Source organism: Paenibacillus sp. SYP-B3998, from assembly GCF_010820665.1.
Lineage (GTDB): Bacteria > Bacillota > Bacilli > Paenibacillales > NBRC-103111 > Paenibacillus_E.
The window spans coordinates 1,613,255-1,632,684 of record NZ_JAAIKC010000001.1; the positions used below are offsets into that span (position 1 = coordinate 1,613,255).

Here is a 19,430-nt window from a genome sequence, read left to right on the forward strand (position 1 = left end):
CTAATAGCGCTTTTTGGTGCGTTGCTGGTCATAACTAATGGTGAATTCTCCATGCTTACTCAAGCTAGCGAGCATTTATTTGCAGATTTATTGATTTTGCTTGGGGCCTTATGTTGGGTCATCTACACTTTGGGTGGCAATCAATTTACAGGCTGGTCTCCTTTGCGCTACACGACCCTCACAACATGCTTTGGATCTATGGTTAACATTACGATCGTGGTTATGGCAACGGCTTTCGGAGAACTGACTGTGCCAAGCGAAAATACGATTCGCATAGTTGGACCTGAACTGCTGTATATGATTTTGATTGCAGGTGTGCTTGCTGTGTTTACTTGGAACGTCGGGAATAAATCCCTCAAACCAGCTAACGGAGTGCTTTTCATGAATATCGTTCCTGTAACGACAGTAACGATTAGTACAATGCAGGGTGTTGAAATCGGTAGGGCACAGTTGGTAGGGATCATTATCATTATTGGTGCTTTAGTGATGAACAACCTGTTGCAAAGATGGACGTCAAAAATAATCATTCCCTCAAGTATCAGCACAATGGGGAAAGATGATAAAGTAACAGGATCTTGACTGTACGATTCCATTAAACAATTCGATCACATCCGCTTTCATCCAAGCTTAATGTATAATAGAGTAGGGATTTTTTAAATCTATTAGAGGAGGAGTAATCATGCCATATATCAATCTTCAAATAACCAAAGGGGCTACTCGCGAACAGAAAGCCCAAATTGTAAGAGAGTTTACAGAGACTCTCGTAAGTATACTTGGCAAGAAGCCAGAACATACTCACATTGTGATAGAAGAAATCGATGATGAAAATTGGGGATTCTCGGGAGTATTAACTGACGAATTCCGTAAACAGTAGCCCTGATCTTGACGTAAAGGCGAAGCTCAATGTCAATTTGCAACGGCCCATCAAACAGGCTTACATTCATCAAACAACCTCAATCAGTAAGTGCTGATTGAGGTTGCGATTGCATTATTTGGTGAGACTATCCTTTTGACCTAGAGCCACCGGGACTGGTAGGTAACATGTATCGCTCGTCAACGACCTTCCCTCGCTTGAGTTTATGGAGTAAAGTAGACATTTTCATTAGATGCCCCGTAAACAAGACCGCCTCCAATTAATACTTCATAAGTACCATAAGGCAAGTTAGGTAAACTGAAGAAAATCGAATTGTTGACGCCACTGTAGCCCATTTCTTGATAACCGCCTACTCGTTCGTAGTTGCCATTCGTCACTTTGTAGACACTTAAATAAAATTCCGGTCGATAACCATAAGCGTTACCTCCACGATAGTTTCCTTTAACAACTAATTTCCCTTGGCCGGTGTATGTGCCAAAGGAAGTGCCACCTAACCCACTAACAGGACCACTATCTCCGGGTAAAATAACATTGGTCGATTGTAATTGAGCGATTTCTTGTTTGGCGCTGACTGCCGTGGAGAACGTAAGCAACATGGCCAAGGAAACGAGCATAGCTAGCACTTTTCTTTTCATTATTCATCATCCTTTCGATCCTATAATTATCGGGGAGAATTGTCGGAACAAAAGATGTGAGCTGGCCAGCTTTTTCATTGGCATCTCCTTCATTTAGGTTAATATAAATCCCATATAATGTAAACGTTTTTTTGGACATTCACCTTAACATTCAACACAACTTCAAGCGTTGGAAAGTTGTTGATGGAATTGGATATCGAACAAGGAAGGAGGTTGTTACTGCGTCGTTGGACAACACTCTTTTCTATGTCCACTTATCCATTTATTTCTGAAAGAGAATATTACTTCGCTATGGGAACGGAATGAGTTCAACACAGCAAATCGGCAGAAAGTTGTATTTCTCTGCTATTCTTTGATAAAATATAGAATGAACGTTCAGTATTTTTTGAGATTGGGAGTGGAACGAGAAGCATCTACAAAGCGGGCAAACCAAAAAATCGAGTTGCTGACGCATTGCATCAGTGGAGAATACAAGAAGAGTAAGAACTTGGAGGATTTTTTATGTCATTATTATTAAGAAATAGGGGAGCCATACTCATTCTCATCCTCAATATATTTCTGGTGTTTACAGGAATCGGTCTCGTCGTACCTATTATGCCGAACTACATGTCAGAGCTTCATATAAACGGAAGTGTTGTCGGACTGTTATTTGCTGCTTTTTCGCTAACTCAGCTATTGTTGTCACCTTTGGCTGGAAGGTTGTCTGATTCGTTTGGACGAAAAAATAACATTGTTTTAGGTATGATTATTTTTGCCTTTTCTGAGTGGCTTTTTGGCTTCGTAACCACGCCTTATCTTCTATTTGCTTCGAGAATGTTAGGGGGAATCGGTGCTGCGCTGATCATGCCTTCCATTATGGCGTACACAGCTGACGTTACGTCTAGCGAAGAGAGAGCCCGGGGGATGGGGTATATCAATGCTGCCATAACGACGGGATTTATTTTTGGCCCTGGCATCGGAGGATATATAGCTGAGTATGGAATACGCGTTCCTTTTTATGCTGCTGCGGCAGCAGGTGTTGTTGCCACAGTGATTACGCTATTTCTTTTACCTGAATCATTACCAGCCAATAAACGTACAATCTTTAAATCTGTTCAGACAGACAAACAAACGCTTTGGAGTCAACTGCTGCAATCTTTCCGAGCATCCTACTTTATGAGTTTATTGATTGTGTTTGTTCTATCTTTTGGCTTAGCCAACTATGAGAGCATTTTCGGACTGTTTGTTGACCATAAATATGGCTTTACGCCAAAAGACATTGCATTCATCATTACCTTTGGTTCGATAGCTGGCGCTGTTGTGCAAATAACGATATTTGGATGGTTATTGAACCGGTTTGGAGAGAATAAAGTCATCTCTCTTTGCTTAGTTATTGCAGGCTTGTTTGTATTATTGACACTTTTTGTGAGCAGTTACTGGATGATACTCGCGGTCACATTTATCGTCTTTTTGTCAATTGACATCTTACGCCCAGCGATCGGTACGCAGATGTCCAAGATCGCCGAAGAGCAGCAAGGCTATATCGCGGGGCTGAACTCGGCCTATACAAGTCTGGGTAATATTGCTGGCCCTATAGTTGCAGGATTTCTTTTTGATATCAACATTAATTACCCTTATTTATCGGCTGCCCTTGTTCTGTTTCTATGTTTTGTTTTAACTATGAGAAGCAAAAAAGGGCGGATGACTTCTTCCGCGGATTGAATTTCGAGACTGCTGATACTGGGGAATTAGGAAGGACTTCGGAGGCGCTCCTTGATGGGCGTCTTTATTCATTTCATTGAGTCATGTAGAAAAAATAGTAGTATACTAATAAAATGAAATACTCATAGATGAAGATTGGCGTGTCTGTAAAAAACTACGATATGCAAACATTATCGAATACATAAACCACTGGTTAAACGAAATTCATTAAATAAGACGTTACAGCAAATCAACGCAAAGATTTTAAGATAATCAATGATAGAGCTGACTGACATGAACCCAATATGGATATTCCCGATTTCAATCACATAACCGTTTCCGCGATAATATTCTTCAGAAACGGATCACGATGCTTGATTTGTTAGAAAAATATGTTGCATGCGAAATGCCATTCGAACGTTTTGTGGAGCTCTCGCTTCCTCTTAAAGTAAGATATTATTCGATTTCCGGTTCTCCTCTCGTACAGCCGAAACAGGTCAGTATGACAGTTGGTGTTGTACACGAAGCTGCCTGGAATCGCAAAGATGAATACCGAGGAGTCACTTCCAACTATCTTGCTGAGATGCAGGGAGGAGATACAATCGCGATGTTCATTCGCACACCAGAGCCCGGCTTCCAGGTTGTATGTGTGCGGCGACGGAAGAAGGATGGCTTCGGATGTAGAGGCAACCCTGCAAAGATCTTATCAAGGGGTTCACGGCGTTAGCGAAACGGAAGCGAAAAAATGGCTGGATCGTCTCATGGTCGAAGGACATTATGTCAAAGACGTTTGGATGGGAGTTTAAAGCATGGCTCTTTGAGTAACTGAGGATGTTCAGCCCTCAGTTACTCGACAATAATAAGACACACCTATCAGGTCTCGGCTATAGGCAGTTGAATCTTCTTCAAACTATGATTGCACCTTTGATACAGAACAAATATCAAATATCAACCGGATATGATAATATGCCAGTCATGCTGGTTTTACTCGAGCGGATAGTCATAGCGAATGAAACCTTTGTGATTCGCAATCTTGTCATAAAGAGCGCGAGCGGTGGTATTGTCTTGGCGAGTGTGCCAGTAGAACCGAGAAGCGTTATGTTCGCGCGCTGATTGAGCTACCCGCTCAATCAGCGCGCGAGCCACCCCATGCCCTCGGACAGCTTCGTCGACGAAGAGGTCTTGTAGGTAGCAAGCTTCTTCCATCCAGATAGTACGATGAAACAGGTAGTGAGCTATACCGACCAAGTTTCCTTGAAGGTGCGCGCCGAAACCGAAAATACCATCAGCGATCAGCAAGCGGTGCCAAACCTCATCGTATTTGGAGTCGGGGAGCTCAGTCTCGTAAAAGGTCTTATAACTTCGGGCCAAGACGTTCCAGCGTTTACGGTCAACAGGTCTAAGTGGCACTATGTCAAGCACGATTTGTTCGTTCGATCTTCCTTCCATCTGGTAATCATCCTCCCAATTGCAGTAATAGTATTAAAGGTTAGTTTTAATAAATCATAATGGCCTATGGGTATAAGATAAAGATCCAATTCCAAAAATTATTATTAGTCCAATTTAATTACTGAACTACGGTTCCAACAAGAATGGTTGGTCATTATCAGTACGGACTTAATGGTAAGTGAGGACGAAATCGTTCTTCCAATTAAGGATATTATTTTGCAGTGTTCAAAAACAGCATAACAAATTATCTCTCTTCTTCAACGTACAAGGGTTGACAAACTATTCATGGTAAACTTTACTATATAATTTATTTACCATACAATGTAATTGTCATTGAAGATCAGGGGATGAATGAGATGAAATATCTGTTTAAAGATCTTTTTCTAATTACAGCAAAGGTAAACCTTTTGTTCATTTGTCTATTTGGCCTCACATATTTCTTAGCTGCGATCACCTACAACATGATTTTCAGCGTTCCTTACGATCAATCTAAAGTGATATCACCTTTGTATTACGGATTGCTATTTAGTACTATCCCATACTTTACTATTGGTTACTGGACTGCTAAAGAATCAAAACAGTCGACTGCAATAAAACTTTTCACTTTGATCTATATGATGCTGCTTGATAAACTTCTTATCGTTTATGTATTGGGTATATTCACAAATTTCTTACCAGCACAAGAAAACGGTTTTTTTTCTACTGCTTATTCGTACATGTGCGAAGAACTACCCTTTTACTGCCATCCTCTAGCTTATTATACAATTGGTACAGCAGTAGCCGTTTTGGCGTTCTTTATTGGTATTGGTCTTTACAATAAAAGAAAAACAACTGTTTTTCTGGTTACTCAAGAAGAACAGAATTAAGCTGGAACAGGTAAAAATTAATGTTTGTAATATTGGTTGTGAAAACCTTCAAAGTAACGTTACTTTGAAGGTTTTTTATCGTTATTTGTTCAACCGTAAAATTAACTGGTAATTCGTGTATGTATTTGATGAATTGGAGGAAACTAAGATCATTAAAAACCAAAATAATGAAGATGAGGACTACCATGGAACGTCATCAAAAGCAGGAAAAAAAGCTGATTATTCTGTGTTTCGTCATTGCAGTTATTTTACTATTATCAATTTCTCATCATCTGTTTGAAGGATAGCTGGATAATAACACAACCCCTTCTAGAGGAGCTGTTAAATGAATGTTTGTGAACGATCCGGTTGTTTATAGCCGTGCACTAATGTCTTTGACTTTTGTATTTCATATTATTTTTGCAACCATCGGAGTCGGAATTCCTGTTCTTATTGCTTTGGCAGAATGGATGGGTATACGTCGGAATGATCCCCATTATACCTTAATGGCGCGAAGGTGGACGCGTGGATATGTCATTACAGTAGCTGTGGGAGTTGTATCTGGAACAGCGCTTGGACTACAAATTAACCTACTATGGCCTAATTTTATGAGGATAGCTGGACAAGCTATCGGTTTACCCATGTTTTTAGAAATATTCGCCTTTTTTTTTGAAGCCATTTTTCTTGGCATCTATATGTACACATGGGATCGATTTAAACCCAAGATTCATTTTTTATTTATAATACCTGTAGTCATTGGTGCGTCAAGTTCTGCACTTTTTATTACATTAGTCAACTCTTTTATGAATGCGCCGCAAGGATTTGACATATTAGACGGGATCATAGGTAACGTGCAGCCTCTTAAGGCTATGTTTACCCCAGCAAGCCCTACAAAGGTCTCCCATGTATTAACTTCAGCTTATCTTACCTCAGCTTTTATTTTTGCAGGAATCGCTGCTTACGCCCTATTGAGGGGGAAAAGTCATATTTACTATAAGAAAGTACTAAATATGACACTTTTTGCTGCATTTGTTTTTGCTGTAGCGACATTCTTAATTGGAGATTTGTCGGGGAAATATTTGGCGAAATACCAGCCTGAAAAACTGGCAGCTGGGGAATGGCATTTTGAAACCATGTCACATGCACCATTAATTGTAGGTGGTATTTTAACAGGAAATCACGAGATCAAGTATGGATTAAGGATCCCATTTGCACTCAGTGTGCTTGCTCATGGAAACCCCAATATGGAAGTAAAGGGATTAAACGATTTTCCTTCGGATGAAATCCCACCGCTTTGGATCCATTATACCTTCGATGCTATGGTTGGCATTGGTGGTTATCTGACCATTATTCCTTTATTGTTTATCCTTGCTTCTTGGTTTCGAAAAGGGAATCCCTACAACAAACTGCTGCTTAGGGCAATTGTCGCGGGAGGCCCGTTGGCTATGTTTGCCATCGAGTATGGATGGATTTATGCAGAAGTAGGTAGACAACCCTGGATTTTGCGTGGGTATATGAAGACGCAGCAAGGTGCTACGACATCTGAGCATGTTGGCTTGCTCTTTATCGTATTTCTCGTGCTTTATGTAGTTTTGGGAATTTCCTGTGTACGAGTTTTGATAAAAATGTTTAAGAGCCATTCGCCGGATGATGAGCTTAACCTACAAAACAAGGAGGGGGCTTTCAAGTGAATTTGGAAGTGGTAGGGATTACAGTCTTATGGACTTTTCTGTACGGGTATTTAATTGTAGCTTCCATTGATTTTGGTGCTGGATTTTTTAGTTACTATAGTTACAGAACAAAAAAGGAACACGTGATTCAGAATATCATTAAGCGGTATTTATCACCTGTGTGGGAGGTGACGAATGTCTTTCTCATTTTTTTTGTTGTTGGGATCGTAGGTTTCTTCCCAGATACTGCTTACTACTATGGAACGGCCCTTTTAGTTCCTGGTAGTGTAGCGATTATACTGCTTGCCATACGTGGTTCATACTATGCGTTTAGTACATATGGCACAAAAAATAAAAAAGTTTATGCATTCTTATATGGTGCAACTGGACTTCTGATTCCTGCTTCATTGTCAACAGTGCTTACAATCTCGGAAGGTGGTTTTATTGAATTTAAGAATGGTACAGTTTTTTTTCAATACGATAAGCTTTTTTTTAGTCTTTACTCATGGTCCGTTGTTTTGCTTGCGATTGTTAGTGTGTTGTATATTTCAGCCATGTTTTTAACATTTTACGCGGCCAAAGCAAATGACCTGCCTGCTTTGGAAATTGTGCGTAAGTGGGCACTGATTTGGAGCGCCCCGACAATCGTTTGCAGTTTAATCGTATTTTATTCGATTCACTTACATAACCCAGAACATTTTCAAAAGATGACGGAGTTATCTTGGATGTTTGTATGTTCTTTTCTATTCTTTCTGGCAGCTGTATATTACGTTTGGAGGAAAAAGAATTATGGCATGTCCTTTATTTTCGTAATGGTTCAATTTGGATTCGCTTTCTATGGTTATGGAGCGGCTCACTTGCCTTATTTACTTTACCCGTACTTATCCATGAATGAACATTTCACTAATAAAGCCATGGCTGTAGCCTTAATTATTGCATTTTTGACAGGATTGTTACTCCTAATCCCTTCGCTCTTTCTTTTAATGAGATTGTTTCTGTTTAATATCAGATATGTGCAGGGACAGATGCACCCCAAAGGAGAATAGATGTTGGAATTCATCCTAATTATGATATTGCCGCCAATCATTGTTGTAGCTTCCCTTACTGTCGTATTTGGGTGGGGGTGGATGGGGAAAGAAAGAGTTGAAAGTGATGAGCATCAAGGGGAAAGAGGTGATAAGCAAAAAATGCGTTAGCAAATACTACGTATCCGCCAATTAAGAGAAACACAAGTGTCCATGCAGGAAGATCCCCTAATGCCCCCGCCACGACTCACTTACTTTATTGGTTGGATGATGGGAGCTTGAGCTTTAATTTCTGAGCGTTTTCAATCCTCACTTCGACCTCCACTTTAGCTAGAGAATCCTTCTGCAGCGGAAGCACTCCTTCTTTTGTTAGCTTTTTCCATGCACCAGGATTTTTTCGGTACAAGACCTCCGAAAGATGAAAAATATCCATTTTTCGTTTCAGACCTTTGGCAAAGGTATCCCGGATCTCTTCCGTTATTTTTTGTTCATTCAAATATTAAAAAGTGTAATTGCCTTTGGTTTGTAAGCGTCAAATAACCCACACCTTGTAATCAAGATGTAGGCTATTTGACGCTTACTTTTTGTCCGAGGTACAGGACATACTTGGTTATACGTAGACAAGCTGAATAAGCCACAGCACATTACTGTCCCGTGGCTGGCCGATTTAGTTTAATTCGATGACTTTTGTTGAAATATGAAATCAATTTTTCTACTGTTTCGGTTCCTTTCTAACGAAATGAAAAATCGATCCGTACATCCAAATGAAAATAGGGAATACGAAAGCGCTATATAAACCTGCTATCCCCCACAATTTGCCCATTTGAGTAATTTGGGAAGAAGAAGGGATAAAAAAGAAAGACAATAGGATCCATAGGAACAAGAGTATTCGTAAAGAATTTCGATGATCCTGCTTACCGAATAATTGACTTGCTCCCAACAGAGCCGTGTAAAGGTAAGGAATGGTCGCCATAATTAAAGTAAATAAATAAAAGGAGAGAAAAATGATCTCAAACCGCTCTAAAAAGGGCAATCGGATGTCCTTAAATAAGTTGAGCGTGGGATAAGGGTATTCTGTGATCTCGTTTGGAGCAAACTTGACAAAACTGATTACTGTAACTATTAAATATATAATCATGGAAAAAGAGTTTGCAATAACAATTCCTTTGGACGCTGATTTCTTATCCTTTAGAAACGGATATAGAATGAAAGCCAATTCAAATCCGAGGAAAGAAAAGATTGTTGATTTTACAGTAGACAGAATGGGAAACAAGCCTTCTTTTCCAAGTGGAAGAAGGTACAGCCATTGGCTATCCTTTAGTGCCAATAGCAGCAAGAAAGGCATCCATATAGTCATAAGAAAAACAAATTCAGCAAAGAGTCCGATCACTCTTATTCCATGCTTGGTGATCATATAGATTGGAATGATAAACAGGATCATCAAGATGAAGTTACGTATATCCGGCACGATCCATGTCTTTATGACATGAATCGTTGAAAACATGACAACGCTTGCTGCAAATACTGCGTATAGTATCCAAAGAACAAATAAACTTTTACCCACCCACTTGCCAAAGTATTTAATTAAAAGCTCGAATAACGTATATTCGGGGGTTCTATCCATAATTTTTATGATGACTATGCTGAGAAGAATAGATAGAATCCAACCTAACAAAATGGATATCCATCCATCGGTACCGGCAGTTATAGCTAAATCGTGGGGAAGGGATAGTTCTCCGAGTCCCACTTGGGCTGCAAATATAATTAGAATGTATTGTTTCAAGGAGATTTGATTAAACGAATATTTATTCATGTTTGATCCTGCACTCCCACTGTTATGTATGTCCTGCGTGTCCCATACGTCCATCATCCAAAAGTAAGGTTCACCGAAGATTGCTTCCCCCTAGAGAGTGGGCTCTTTTTCATTTTCCACCCATTTCCTTAATCTCTCTCGAAATGGGGGGAATTATTCTGAATAAATTCAGCTTAGTTTGATAGGCATGTGGTCGGACCCGCAATTCTTCTGCGGTAAGCGTCAAATAGCCCACACCTTGTAATCAAGATGTAGGCTATTACTGCTTTTTAGTCAGCCTTAAACACGCGACAAGTCAGCGGTAGCGACGACGACCAAGGCATCAGGCTATCCAACGCTTCTGGATCTTTGGGATCAGGAAGCTGCGGAAGTTGCTCAAATAGATGCAATAAATATTTGAACGGATTCATGAGGCAAACCTCCTACAATTGATTGCCCTCATTTTCTCATGGATGACAAGAACGTTGAAGGTGGGGAGAGTTTGACGCTTACTTTGGTTTTAATAAAGACGCACATTAGTTTATTGGCTCCTTTCAGCATTATGGGTATATTGTGTTGTTCTTATCGCTGTGTTTAGAACACTTGCTTTGCCATCGCCTGGAGAAATCCTTATGAGTTCAGCAGGACTAATGGTGTATGAAGGCAAGCTAAGTTGACGAAGTTAGATAAGACATCTAAATGGTTCTCTACTTATGGTCTCTCGTTTGGTGGGATTTGGATTAGCCTTCAAATTCTATTACTTGAAATATTTCGATTGCTGCGGCAAACGGATCAACGAGGTAAAACGACTTAAAATTTACTTGCAGTGGTAGATTTATTTTCTATGAGCCGTCTTTTATGTACTGAAAAAAGCCCCTTGGAATAGGGGCTTATACATAACTTATTTAAGAACTCGACGAGCTGTTTTGTAGTTTGTTTTCCACCAGCCAGAATTAATATCAGAGATGGTTACGCCAGGACTTCCATACGTATGAATAATTTTGCCATTCCCTATATAAATACCAACATGATGAATAGGGGAATAGAAGAAGACAAGATCTCCCGGTCTTAATTGATCCTTGGACACATAACTACCTACTTGTGATTGCTGTTTAGATGAACGGGGTAGAGATACGCCATTTTTTCCAAATACATATTGGGTAAAAGAAGAGCAGTCAAATGCATTGGTAAAACCAGATGGAGCACCAAATTTATATCGTACACCCATGTAATGTTTACCTAATGAGATAATGCTATTCGCTTGTGATGTTGACGTTGCTGTTGCAACGGGGATGCTCGCCGCGTGAGCGGATTGTGGTGTTGCTAATAGACTTCCCGATGAAAAGATCGAGAAACAAAGTGTAATCCCTATTAACGATTTGCTCAGGCGGTTCTTTTTCATGTTGTTATTAATGATCTTCATGATAACTCCTCCTATAGAATCGTATATGTGGTGGCCACCTGAAATAACCTTAACACATAATAAATCCCCTAATGATTACCAAGGAAGATGGAATCCCTGTTACTTACAGGCCTTAACGAACATTCTAAGAATATCATGAGAATTCTATGAGTAATTAAACCTTGACATTATGCCATGGAATCATTCAGGACCATTGTGAAACCCATATTGTGTTTATAATCAGTCGCTTTTTATCCGAAAGGGAGACTTACTTTACTTGAGGATTGAGCATGAGGCGTAGAACCCAACTAATAAAAATGAAAGCAGTACAAATTAACAATCCAAAGTATTTTCTAAAAATTGAAGGGAATAGTATGGAAGATACTGCTTCAGATTACTTATTACTAATGGGGGACTACAGAATCTTGAAGAAAAAAATGGCTATCTTAAGCGGCAAAACTTTCGGTAAATTAAGTCGACTTTTAGGAAATCAAGGTTCATCCTTGCCTGGAGCTGTAGCTTTGAAAATCGATCCAGATATTCTTACGAAATTATCTAAACAAATCAATCAGTTTATATTTATTACAGGTACGAATGGTAAAACGACAACGTCCAATTTATTAGCTCACCTATTAAGGTCAACAGGAAAGAAAATTTTAAATAATTCAGAAGGATCCAATATGATGTCAGGGATAACGGCATGTTTAATCAATCAATCATCTCTATTCGGCAATCTAAAGTATGATTATGCTGTTCTTGAAGTCGATGAGGCCAGTATGCCTGCCATTATAAAACAAGTTGCTCCACAAATGGTCGTCATCACTAATTTTTTTCGTGATCAATTAGACCGGTATGGGGAAATAGACATTCTGATTAAAGATATAAAAAACGCTATTGATCCTATTGATACAAAATTAGTTTTAAATGCAGATGATCCCTTGGTAGTTCGACTAAGTTTGGTTGGCAAGGATAGAGTCTTCTATGGACTAAATAAAGGTGCGTATCACTTTGGCGATTATGGGATGAGTGATTCCAAATATTGCGCAACATGCGGAGAAGAATTACAGTATGATCACATTCACTTTAGTCAACTCGGGGTTTATAACTGTTCCTGTGGGTTTAAGCGTCCAATTCCACATTACGAAATCGATTACATTCAAAGTAACCCCTTGTCTTTTAAATTGAGAGATGAAATTTATCATATGAATATATCGGGTGCTTATAATGCTTATAATGCGTTAGCCGCCATTTCTTGTGCTGCAGAAATAGGCATTCAATCTTTGGAGATAAAAGAATTCTTAAATAAGTATGAATCCGATAACGGGCGAATGCAGCTGTATGATCACAAAGGATATCCATATATCGTAAATCTCAATAAAAATCCTTCGGGAACCAATGTCTCATTGTCGGAAATACTTTCAACTCAACATAACAAGCAAATCGTTTTCTTTATTAATGATTATATTGCTGATGGTGAGGATGTATCATGGATTTGGGACGTTGATTTTGAATGCCTACAAAGAGAAGACATCACAAGAATAATTTGTTCTGGCCGACGTGCAGCAGACATCGCATTACGACTTAAATATGCTTGTGTTGATCACAACAAAGTAATAAAAATACCATCCATAGAAAAAGCCATTCAATATACATTTGACCATCCGATGCCAACCTATCTGTTACCGACTTATACAGCTTTACAACAGGTGAAGCATTATATGAATGGGAGTGTAGACAAAAATGATGAATTTATTACTTTATAACTTTTTCCCTGATCGGCTAAATCTATATGGAGACAGAGGAAATGTGATTGCTTTCCAAAAACGCTGCGAGTGGAGGGGCATTCAGCTAGAAGTTGTAAATATTAAATCAACGAATTCAATTAACTTGTCTCAAGTTGATCTATTATTCATTGGCGGGGGGAGTGACCGTGAACAAGGTCTGGTTACTCATGAATTACTTAAAATAAAAAAGGAATTTAAATCATGTATTGAAGATGGTGTAGGCTGCCTTGCTATATGCGGTGGTTATCAACTTTTAGGCAATTATTACGTGACTTCAGAAGGTAACAAGTATATGGGATTGGATATTTGCGATTTTTACTCAGTTGGACAAAAAAATCGCATGGTTGGAAATATTGCGATTGAATCAAAGGACTTTGGAAATATATTAGGCTTTGAGAATCATTCTGGAAGAACCTATCATCCGTATGAATCTTTAGGAAAAGTCATAAAAGGTTTTGGTAATAACGGAAATGACGGTACGGAAGGTCTTTACTATAAGAATGTAATTGGAACTTACCTTCATGGCCCTCTTTTGCCTAAAAATCCAGCTCTTGCCGATCAAATAATTTCATCTGCAATAGAAAGGAAATATGGCAGAAAGGAAATGATTCAACTTGATGATACGCTAGAAAATGAGACGAAACATATTCTAGAAAAAATTTGTCTTAAACATTGAAGACAGATGTATGAAAGAAACTTCGTTACTTACTTTTTGCTTAAAGGCCGATCATAGTTCTTATAATCGTAACCTTTTTTATAGTTATGGAGAAGTGAGAAGTAGAGTAAGGACAGCTGTCCTGTTTGTTTCACGTAGAATCGATACAATCTATTGCCGATCGGGAGGTTCTGCCACTCGAATACCTGTTGTTAGCTGATTAACGGCGGGAGATGTTGGTGCTGAGAAACATATTCTATAGTTCATCTACAATGGGTGAACAGCCTCCTCTTGAATAGCTGCAATCTAGCATTTCCCCTTGGATCATCCCTTTATACGGTTTGATGCTTACATAGTAGCAAAATGATGTGTGGATTTTTTACTAATTGAAGAGCGCTTGGTCGTTAAGCCGTCTCGTACAACAAAGATTTCACATACTTTATAGCATCTTATGTGAGATCATATAATCGGTAAACGGGGATGGTAGGGTATGAAGATTTTAATGGTAGTTTCACGGCTAAATATAGGAGGAACCGAAAAATACATTCTATCTATATCCCGATATTTAATATCGAAGGGAGTTCAAGTTGGCATTGCCACTATGGGAGGACCACTTGCAAAATCAAGTAAAAAAAGGGTGGCAGTGCATCTGCTCCCCATGCGTTCTCAAAACAGAATTTCCTCGCTTTCCTCCATAATTTCCAAAAACAAATACAACCTTATACACGTTCATGATTCAATGTCATTTCATGTGGCAGCGTCCTTACATCGACAGCATAGAATACCCTTGATTGCTACTGTACATGGTACGTATCATAATCGTAAATCCTTATCGGGGATGTCCAAAGTTGCTAAAACCATTATTTCCGTTTCTCCGCAATTATCAAAATGGATGATTGAACACAAAATACCTGCGAAAAAAATAAAAATGATTCCTAATGGAATTGATACATTAGAATTCAGTCCGATATCTAACAAAACCAAATGGAGGAGGGTACTCAACTTACCTCAAACAGCGCAAATACTTGTTCATGCTGGGAGATTTTCCTTTGACAAATATCCTATAGCTAGAAAAGTAATTATGGCAGCAGAGATCATTGCTAAAAACAACCCTAATTTTGTAGCCGTTTTATTTGGTCCAGGAGATTACCGATCAAAGCTCATTCAACATGCTGCCAAAGTCAATCGTGGTCTTGGTAGGCAAGCCATATTAATACGTTCTCCTCTATCAAAAATACAGTATGCCTATTATGCAGCGGATGTCGTCATTGGCACGGGACGGGTTGCACTTGAAGCGATGGCATGTGGAAGACCAGTTGTAGCGGCGGGAGTTAAAGGATACTGTGGTATAGTAGGACCTGAAAATATAAATAAAATCATTCAACATCACTTCGGTGATCATGGAACCATTACGCCCATAACTGTTGAAAAGCTTTCAAGAGACATCAAAAGCATTTTGAATAACTCAAACAGGGCAAGAATGTTAAGTAGATTTGGTGCTGAAACAGTGAAAAATAAATTTTCCATTAAACGAGTTGGCTCCCAACTTCTTGCGGTATACAAGAAATATTAATACAACAATCCTTTGTCACGAACTGTGCTTTGGATTGATGTATTTACATACATTGGTAGAAAATCTGGACTTATGAGTTTCTGATCAAGATCACTTCGAAGAAGTGGAGCGAGCCAATGATACTGAGGCTGTTTGTTCGATTCCTATCAGACCAACTAAACAAGTGGTCTACCGAGATGGAGTACCTGAGCACAGACGGACACTTTGTAAAATAGGCTTATATGAAGATCAATTACCGTCCTTCCTGAGTAAAATGCAATATGAAGGGGAATGATCGGTTTGAATGGCGAACAACGATTCCTGGTTACTATCTTCTTGTCACAAAAAGACTTTTTTGAAGATTCGCGGCAAAACTTTAAAAATCGAACATTGATTATAAAAAGCTCGCTGCAATATATATCAAACAATACCTAAGTTTTCGATCCATCAATCGCCTTTTCAACGACTCTCCGTTCATAACTCTTTGATATACTTTCCAAAGAAAGTCGAGGCAAATTGTCTGGATCAAAAATACTAGAAATGCGGGGGTTCATTATGCTGACAATGGCTGAATTTAATCGGCAATAGTATTAAATTCACGTCGGACGGCGGAATGATCCAAATCGGTATCTGTCACAATTCAAATGAGGTTGAAGTATCCATAACCGATACGGGGATCGGTATTTCACCAGAAGAACTTAATCCCATTTTCGAACGATTCTATAAAACAGACAAGTCGCGAAATCGTAGCAACAACGGCAACGGTTTGGGACTTGCCATCGTCAAGAAAATGGTCTCTCTTCATTATGGAAGCATTCAAGTGAAAAGCACGCTTGGGCAGGGCACAACGATAATCGATAAGCTGCCGATTGTTCCGCCTGTCGGTAGATGAATCAGTAACAGAAAAGGGCAGGCCGAATGACAATCATTCGTCTGCCCTGGTTGCTGTTTCAATCTCTGTACGCTTATGGAGTGATGCTCTTTTTATACCAGTTGTTGACTTCCTGCATGATTTGATCGACTCCGGAGGATGTCCATTTCTGCAAGAAATCAAATCCTCGAATGCATTAATGGTTCTTTGTCGTTAACGATTTTGGAGTATATTTCGTTCTCCATTTTATTGCGTGCATACAGCTGGGCACCCATCGCAAAATAACTCAATGCGCTGATGAGTTTTCAGTTGCAGGCTATCACATCTGTACTCTTCGTAGATACAGTTGATCACAGAAAGAATCGTCTTCAACCAGCAAGCATTACTTAACTGAAGTGAGTGTAACCTGCAAAACTGGTATTAAAAAACAAATGTCATTGTAATAATAACCAATAAAATAAAGAGAACTAAAACTGCTGCTGAACTTGTTGAACCGCTATATCCTACTCCTGTTGATCCTACAGTAACTCCCATAATTCATATACCTCTTTTCTTTTAAATTGATTTCGTCAGATATAAGTTCTTTTAAAAGAAAATTGGGCGTCTGAAGAAGAATGGAGACTCAGAAATTGCCAGCAAATCAAAAAGTACAAGTGGAGTAACTGGGTTGAAAAATGGGTTGAAGAAAGGGCTAAAAGCACTTGTTTTTACTGTTTTATCATTTGAACGAAGATAAATTTTATCACCAACGATTTTGTTTAAAATGCCATCTACAATTTGACCTTGGCGAGTCATAACGTAGACTTGTTTGCCAATGAGGGAATTTAGCTTATCACTATTGATAGACATTCACAGCACCTCCATTTGGTATCAATCATTTTTACAAACAGAATGTCGTTAGAACGATGACCAACAAGATGAAAAGAACAAGGATAGTTGCTGTCGACGTATACCCTCCGCCATAATTTCCACCAGTTGAACAAGTAGCGTAACCCATAATAATTACCTCCTTTTGGGATTGTTTGTGACGACTATATACAATACGAAACAGTTAAAACAACTGCTTGGACGTAATAATCAGATACTTTTACCTAATTGTAGTATTGAATAACTTCAAGCTCCGAAGGTGGGAAAGTTGATCCCGCCAGATTGTAATTTGTGGTTTTTATTCGGCTAACGACTGATAAAAAGCGAGAAGAAGCGTTGCGTTTTGATGAACGTTTAGGATTTAAAACAATTCATGAATGTCTAAAAATGAATCTATGATTCAACCATCGGGACACTATAGCTGAACAAAAAAGGTCGGTTTGCCGTGGCAAACTGACCTTTTTTAATATGCTTATTCTTTATTATAGTTTTGCGAAGATAGGTCTTGAAGTCTATTCAGTAGTTACACTTCGCTCTCAGTGATGCTCGATCCTTTTCTTTCAATCGTGGGCAAGAATAACAGTATCCGAATCCAGTATCCAAGCGATAAGCAAGACAGCAAGCTGTTTTTACTAACATCTTTTGATCAGGGTTACTCGGGTTTTCAATGAATTTCAGCTTAATATCAAACGGGTTTTTGCGGAGCCCGAACGCACCTGCATCGACACCATGAGTAAGGATTTTATAATGATAAAGGATGCTCTTCTTACTTTCCTCATCTGAAGCCTCGGCCAGTTCTTCTTCCATTTGAGCATATAACGTATTGATGATTTGTCCCCATAATGGAATAACGCTTATTTGGGCCAATTGGGACAAAACTTCTATCAAAGGTCTTACATGTTCCTTGTAAAATGAATAGAGTACTTTCTTACACCAAGCATCACGGTCCATGTTCGGAATTTCGATAAACCGCACTTCGTTGATTTTAAATGAAAACAAGGGGTACTGAGCACCGGCATATAGTTGTACGGATAAATTCCATAATGACAAATCCAAAATTACCCCATCACCGCGAAATAACATGTTCTGCATCGCCCCGCACACTCCCGCAAACCAACTGCAGAAAAATGCTGCAGTTGTAGATCGTTCACCTGCTTTGATGAGAGGGCTGTACGTGTCGATCAAGCGCATCATATTTTCTACTTGAATTAGATCGAATGCAGGCATGGTAAGCACGGTATTGTATGGTTCATACAAAGTCAGAAAAAACTTCTCTTCCAATTGTTTAAAGTCCACCGTGTCCATCGCATGTCACCCCATTACTTTCCTTTCTTTTCAAAGGCATGAAGTACATCATCAACGGCATTGCTGTCTGCTAAAGGAGACATGCCCAAACTAAACCATTCTTTGCCTCCCATAATATAAACCTGATTTCTCTTTACTGCCGTCATATTCTTCCACAACGAACTATCTATCATTTCTTTATACCTCTTTTGAACCTCTTCGCTGGCTTCATCATCGAGCTGTAAAATGATATGGTCAGGATTATATTCAGGTATTTTCTCTAAAGAAATCGAAACGCTCAATTCATTCTGCGGATAATCTTTAACTAGTTTCAAGCCTAACTCCTTATGGATGAAGCTGCCCCGATCGATATTTTCTCCGTAAATAACCAGTCCCTTTCCCATAACCATCATATACATCACTGTCTCGTCTCCAACAAGAGCATGGAGCTTTTCCTTGGCTTCAGCTTTTTTATGTTGCAAATCTTGAATGACCTTTTCAGCCTGATCCTTCTTACTGAAAACCTCACCAATATCACGCAATTCATCACGCCAATCATCCCGCTGTGGCAAAAGCACGGTTGGCGCGATTTTGGAAAGCTGATCATAATCCTTATCGGCCCACCATGAGGGAGCAATAATGAGATCCGGCTCAGCGGCTAAAATCGCTTCAAAATTAGGTGTTTTGGCAAGCCCCGTCTTCACCGTATTTTTAAACGCTTCTTTTAGATAGGAAGGGAATTCCTGATGATAGTTTTGTACCACAACTGGCGTCACGCCAAGTGCATACAAAAACTCCGGATAAACCACAGAAAGCCCAATGACCCTTTTGGGGTCGGATGGAATGCTGATGTCTCCTTTTAGACTTTTTACTACACGCTGCTTATTGGATACACTTGTTTCGGATATACCGGAATCTCCAGATGCCGTTCCAGTCTTGTTCGGCTCAGTGTTCTTGTCTGAACAGGCAGTACTCAACATGAGTAACAATACGATAACTATTCCCACAATCAAACGTCCGTTTCGCTTCATTTTCCGATGCCCCT

The 19,430-nt window shown here is 39.3% G+C and carries 21 protein-coding genes and 2 pseudogenes; 12 read left to right on the forward strand and 11 right to left on the reverse strand.

Translation table 11 applies throughout. The annotated features are described in order from the left end of the window. Positions 1–51 precede the first annotated feature (51 nt). Both GK047_RS07380 and GK047_RS07385 read left to right on the forward strand, forming a co-directional pair. Complete coding sequence (locus GK047_RS07380) at positions 52–579, forward strand: DMT family transporter (RefSeq protein ID WP_240343784.1); 528 nt, start codon at positions 52–54, stop codon at positions 577–579. A 100-nt stretch (positions 580–679) separates the two neighbouring features. Continuing rightward, the gene (locus GK047_RS07385; RefSeq protein WP_163943235.1) at positions 680–874 is read left to right on the forward strand and encodes a tautomerase family protein; all 195 of its coding nucleotides are present in this window, start codon (positions 680–682) and stop codon (positions 872–874) included. 203 nt (positions 875–1,077) lie between these two features. Here GK047_RS07385 and GK047_RS07390 read toward each other — a convergent pair whose 3' ends face one another. Next, positions 1,078–1,509: a hypothetical protein gene (locus tag GK047_RS07390; RefSeq protein ID WP_163943238.1), complete on the reverse strand. Its 432-nt coding sequence runs from the start codon at positions 1,507–1,509 to the stop codon at positions 1,078–1,080. A 501-nt stretch (positions 1,510–2,010) separates the two neighbouring features. Between GK047_RS07390 and GK047_RS07395 the strand changes: the two genes are divergently transcribed. Next, positions 2,011–3,210 carry an MFS transporter gene (locus tag GK047_RS07395; protein WP_163943241.1) on the forward strand — a complete coding sequence of 400 codons (1,200 nt, stop codon included), beginning with the start codon at positions 2,011–2,013 and terminating at the stop codon, positions 3,208–3,210. Positions 3,211–3,526: 316 nt separating this feature from the next. Continuing rightward, positions 3,527–3,995 (forward strand): annotated as a pseudogene (locus GK047_RS07400) (hypothetical protein); the annotation flags it as partial. 178 nt (positions 3,996–4,173) lie between these two features. On the opposite strand, the gene GK047_RS07405 reads toward GK047_RS07400, so the two are convergent. Next, complete coding sequence (locus tag GK047_RS07405) at positions 4,174–4,638, reverse strand: GNAT family N-acetyltransferase (protein ID WP_163943244.1); 465 nt, start codon at positions 4,636–4,638, stop codon at positions 4,174–4,176. A 356-nt stretch (positions 4,639–4,994) separates the two neighbouring features. Between GK047_RS07405 and GK047_RS07410 the strand changes: the two genes are divergently transcribed. The 4 genes from GK047_RS07410 (at position 4,995) to cydS (ending at position 8,349) form a co-directional block, all read left to right on the forward strand. After that, positions 4,995–5,504, forward strand: a complete 510-nt coding sequence (locus tag GK047_RS07410) for a hypothetical protein (RefSeq protein WP_163943247.1) — start codon at positions 4,995–4,997, stop codon at positions 5,502–5,504. A 329-nt stretch (positions 5,505–5,833) separates the two neighbouring features. After that, entirely contained in the window at positions 5,834–7,174 is a 1,341-nt protein-coding gene (locus GK047_RS07415) for a cytochrome ubiquinol oxidase subunit I (protein WP_163943251.1), read from the forward strand. Beyond that, entirely contained in the window at positions 7,171–8,199 is a 1,029-nt protein-coding gene (locus GK047_RS07420) for a cytochrome d ubiquinol oxidase subunit II (RefSeq protein ID WP_163943254.1), read from the forward strand. The genes GK047_RS07415 and GK047_RS07420 overlap by 4 nt, the downstream gene beginning before the upstream one ends. Continuing rightward, positions 8,200–8,349, forward strand: coding sequence for a cytochrome bd oxidase small subunit CydS family protein (gene cydS / locus GK047_RS07425; protein ID WP_163943256.1), 150 nt, complete (start codon positions 8,200–8,202; stop codon positions 8,347–8,349). A gap of 85 nt (positions 8,350–8,434) precedes the next feature. On the opposite strand, the gene GK047_RS07430 is transcribed toward cydS, so the two are convergent. The 4 genes and pseudogenes from GK047_RS07430 to GK047_RS07445 form a co-directional block, all read right to left on the reverse strand. After that, entirely contained in the window at positions 8,435–8,674 is a 240-nt protein-coding gene (locus GK047_RS07430; protein WP_163943259.1) for a Ger(x)C family spore germination C-terminal domain-containing protein, read from the reverse strand. 216 nt (positions 8,675–8,890) lie between these two features. Next, the gene (locus tag GK047_RS07435; RefSeq protein WP_205516337.1) at positions 8,891–10,048 is read right to left on the reverse strand and encodes a GerAB/ArcD/ProY family transporter; all 1,158 of its coding nucleotides are present in this window, start codon (positions 10,046–10,048) and stop codon (positions 8,891–8,893) included. 212 nt (positions 10,049–10,260) lie between these two features. Further along, positions 10,261–10,401, reverse strand: a pseudogene (locus tag GK047_RS07440) (transposase domain-containing protein); the annotation flags it as partial. A gap of 470 nt (positions 10,402–10,871) precedes the next feature. Then, positions 10,872–11,372, reverse strand: a complete 501-nt coding sequence (locus GK047_RS07445; RefSeq protein WP_163943791.1) for a C40 family peptidase — start codon at positions 11,370–11,372, stop codon at positions 10,872–10,874. Positions 11,373–11,689: 317 nt separating this feature from the next. Between GK047_RS07445 and GK047_RS07450 the strand changes: the two genes are divergently transcribed. The 4 genes from GK047_RS07450 to GK047_RS07465 all read left to right on the forward strand — a co-directional run bounded on the left by GK047_RS07450 (position 11,690) and on the right by GK047_RS07465 (position 16,255). Continuing rightward, entirely contained in the window at positions 11,690–13,135 is a 1,446-nt protein-coding gene (locus tag GK047_RS07450; protein WP_163943264.1) for a MurT ligase domain-containing protein, read from the forward strand. Continuing rightward, positions 13,113–13,832 (forward strand): type 1 glutamine amidotransferase, encoded by a 720-nt coding sequence (locus tag GK047_RS07455; protein ID WP_346010291.1) that lies wholly within the window; start codon positions 13,113–13,115, stop codon positions 13,830–13,832. Before GK047_RS07450 ends, GK047_RS07455 begins: the two co-directional genes overlap by 23 nt. Before the next feature lie 469 nt (positions 13,833–14,301). Further along, on the forward strand, positions 14,302–15,384 hold the full coding sequence (locus tag GK047_RS07460) for a glycosyltransferase (protein ID WP_163943268.1): 1,083 nt from the start codon (positions 14,302–14,304) through the stop codon (positions 15,382–15,384). A gap of 556 nt (positions 15,385–15,940) precedes the next feature. Beyond that, positions 15,941–16,255, forward strand: a complete 315-nt coding sequence (locus GK047_RS07465; protein WP_346010303.1) for a sensor histidine kinase — start codon at positions 15,941–15,943, stop codon at positions 16,253–16,255. Positions 16,256–16,654: 399 nt separating this feature from the next. On the opposite strand, the gene GK047_RS07470 is transcribed toward GK047_RS07465, so the two are convergent. From GK047_RS07470 to GK047_RS07490, 5 genes are all read right to left on the reverse strand, one after another. Next, complete coding sequence (locus GK047_RS07470) at positions 16,655–16,768, reverse strand: sporulation protein YjcZ (protein ID WP_163943275.1); 114 nt, start codon at positions 16,766–16,768, stop codon at positions 16,655–16,657. Between the two features lie 51 nt (positions 16,769–16,819). Then, positions 16,820–17,083 carry a DUF2642 domain-containing protein gene (locus GK047_RS07475; protein WP_163943277.1) on the reverse strand — a complete coding sequence of 88 codons (264 nt, stop codon included), beginning with the start codon at positions 17,081–17,083 and terminating at the stop codon, positions 16,820–16,822. Positions 17,084–17,114: 31 nt separating this feature from the next. Then, positions 17,115–17,231 carry a YjcZ family sporulation protein gene (locus GK047_RS07480; RefSeq protein ID WP_163943280.1) on the reverse strand — a complete coding sequence of 39 codons (117 nt, stop codon included), beginning with the start codon at positions 17,229–17,231 and terminating at the stop codon, positions 17,115–17,117. A 386-nt stretch (positions 17,232–17,617) separates the two neighbouring features. Then, positions 17,618–18,406, reverse strand: a complete 789-nt coding sequence (locus GK047_RS07485) for a hypothetical protein (RefSeq protein WP_163943283.1) — start codon at positions 18,404–18,406, stop codon at positions 17,618–17,620. Between the two features lie 14 nt (positions 18,407–18,420). Beyond that, the gene (locus GK047_RS07490; protein WP_163943286.1) at positions 18,421–19,416 is read right to left on the reverse strand and encodes an ABC transporter substrate-binding protein; all 996 of its coding nucleotides are present in this window, start codon (positions 19,414–19,416) and stop codon (positions 18,421–18,423) included. Positions 19,417–19,430: the final 14 nt, after the last annotated feature.